The sequence below is a fragment of the Vibrio sp. 10N.222.46.A1 genome (genome assembly GCF_041473595.1).
Classification (GTDB): Bacteria; Pseudomonadota; Gammaproteobacteria; order Enterobacterales; family Vibrionaceae; genus Vibrio; species Vibrio tasmaniensis_A.
In genome coordinates, this window is the sequence record NZ_JBFRSN010001224.1 from 1 (window position 1) to 2,357 (window position 2,357).

At 42.7% G+C, this 2,357-nt stretch carries 2 protein-coding genes; one reads left to right on the top strand and one right to left on the bottom strand.

Annotated elements, in window-relative coordinates; genetic code table 11:
• The coding region (locus AB4496_RS25425) for a TraB/GumN family protein (protein ID WP_372132610.1) at positions 1-382 on the bottom strand (382 nt) is incomplete at its 3' end.
• A gap of 404 nt (positions 383-786) precedes the next feature.
• Here AB4496_RS25425 and AB4496_RS25430 point away from each other — a divergent pair.
• On the top strand, positions 787-2,357 hold a 1,571-nt coding region (locus AB4496_RS25430; protein WP_372132613.1), incomplete at its 3' end, for a carbohydate-binding domain-containing protein.

Below are 2,357 nucleotides of genomic sequence, written 5' to 3' on the forward strand. Positions count from 1 at the left end.
GCTGCATCTGTATAGAAAGAGATGTCGCCCAAGGCGGTGAGCTAAGCAGTTGTTGCGTCGGCATGTCCAATGATTTTGAGATGTCGGTTAATAATCGCAGCTGTTCTTCATTGAGTACATCGGCTGTAGTGAATTTGTTGCGGGGATATACAACGTCATCAGACTTTCTGATATCCGTTTCGATAACTAAGCCATCACTGTTTTTTAGCGCGTCGGTAATTGCCGAAGGAAGTGGGTACATGCTCTCGTCTCCCACGTGCACAGAACCTAAGATAGTAAGCGTCAGATCATCCTTTTTGGCTTGCCAATAAAGAGGCTCGGCCGCAGCTTGTTTGGCTGAAAATGCGAGAACGAATAAAGTTACGTACAAAAATGTGCGCAAGGAAAGCTCCTATTAAAAGATATGAACTCGTTAAAATTGATTTTGACGGCGTTTTTTAACGGTTTTTTTTGAGAACGATGTCACGTTGTTTGTACGAAAAGTATAACAACACGAACAAACTCTTAAACCTTTCTCCCTACCAACAACACGATTTTATGAAATCCTTTAAAAAGATTGTGATTCAATTCTCAGTTTTTACGTCAAAATAAAAATGACGGAAGTGCCGTGGGTTGTAACTTTATGATTTTAATATAATTAATTTTATCAGTGTTTTTGAGATTTGAAGCCGATCACTTTATTAACCTGATTTAATTCACAGCAAAAAATAAGCCCATATAGTTTATCTAACTTTCGAAGCGCTCCACTTTGCTTCTGACTCAATTTTAAATTTATGGGTGAATACGATGTTGAAGAGAAACTTACTATCTGTAGCGGTACTGGCTGGTTTGACGGGTTGTGCTGTAACGCAAGCACCTGAGCAACAGGTGGTTAATGCACTGGCTGATAACCTTGATGTGCAATATGAAATTCTAACCAATCACGGTGCGAATGAAGGCATGGCTTGTCAGGACCTAGGTGCTGAGTGGGCGTCATGTAATAAAGTGAACATGACCCTGACCAATGACGGTGAAGCGATTGATTCGAAAGATTGGACTATCTACTTCCATAGTATTCGCCTTATTTTAGATGTTGATAACGAACAATTTAAAATCACTCGTGTAACGGGTGACCTACACAAACTAGAACCTACAGATAAGTTCGATGGTTTTGCCGCTGGTGAAGAAGTGATTCTTCCGTTAACGAGTGAGTACTGGCAACTGTTTGAAACTGACTTTATGCCGGGTGCATTCGTAACTGCGCCAAACGCAGAACCTAAGATGATTGCTTCATTGAATACTGAAGATGTCGCGTCGTTCGTAACAGGTTTGGAAGGAAACAACCTTAAGCGTACACCTGATGACAACAATGTCATGGCGACTGCGGTTACGCGTTTCGAAAAGAATGCGGATCTAGCAACGCAAGACGTTTCAACAACGCTTTTACCAACCCCAATGTCGGTAGAAGCGGGTGAAGGTTCAGTGAGTATTGCTGGTGGTATTGCCCTACCTAAAGAGGCATTCGATGCTGAGCAGTTCGCTGCAATTGAAGAACGTGCAGATGTGGTAAACGTAGATGTGAGTGGCGACCTACCTGTTAGTGTTGCCGTTGTTCCTACTCAGTTTACGGGTGATTTAGCAAAATCTGGCGCTTATGAACTAAGCATCTCGGAAGAGGGGATTGCGATTAAAGCGTTTGATAAAACAGGTGCTTTCTACGCAGTTCAGTCTATTTTTGGCCTAATAGACAGTCAGAACGCTGAATCACTACCACAACTGTCGATCAAAGATGCACCACGCTTTGATTACCGTGGTGTGATGGTGGATGTTGCTCGAAACTTTCACTCAAAAGATGCCATCCTAGCGACGCTAGAACAAATGGCTGCATACAAGATGAATAAACTTCACCTTCACTTAACGGATGATGAAGGTTGGCGTTTAGAAATCCCAGGTTTACCAGAGCTAACGGATGTAGGGTCTAATCGTTGTTTTGATTTGGAAGAGCAAAGCTGTTTACTGCCTCAGCTAGGTTCAGGTCCAACAACAGACAACTTTGGCTCTGGTTTCTTTAGTAAAGCGGATTACGTCGAGATCTTAAGCTACGCAAAAGCGCGCAGCATCGAAGTAATTCCAGAAATTGATATGCCAGCACACGCTCGTTCTGCTGTGGTATCAATGGAAGCGCGTTACACTCGCCTAATGGCGGAAGGCAAAGAAGCTGAAGCAAGTGAATATCGCTTGATGGATCCACAAGATACGTCAAACGTGACGACTATTCAGTTCTACGATAAGCACAGCTTCATCAACCCATGTATGGAATCATCGACTCGCTTTGTTGATAAAGTGATTACTGAAATTGCAGCAATGCACAATGAAGC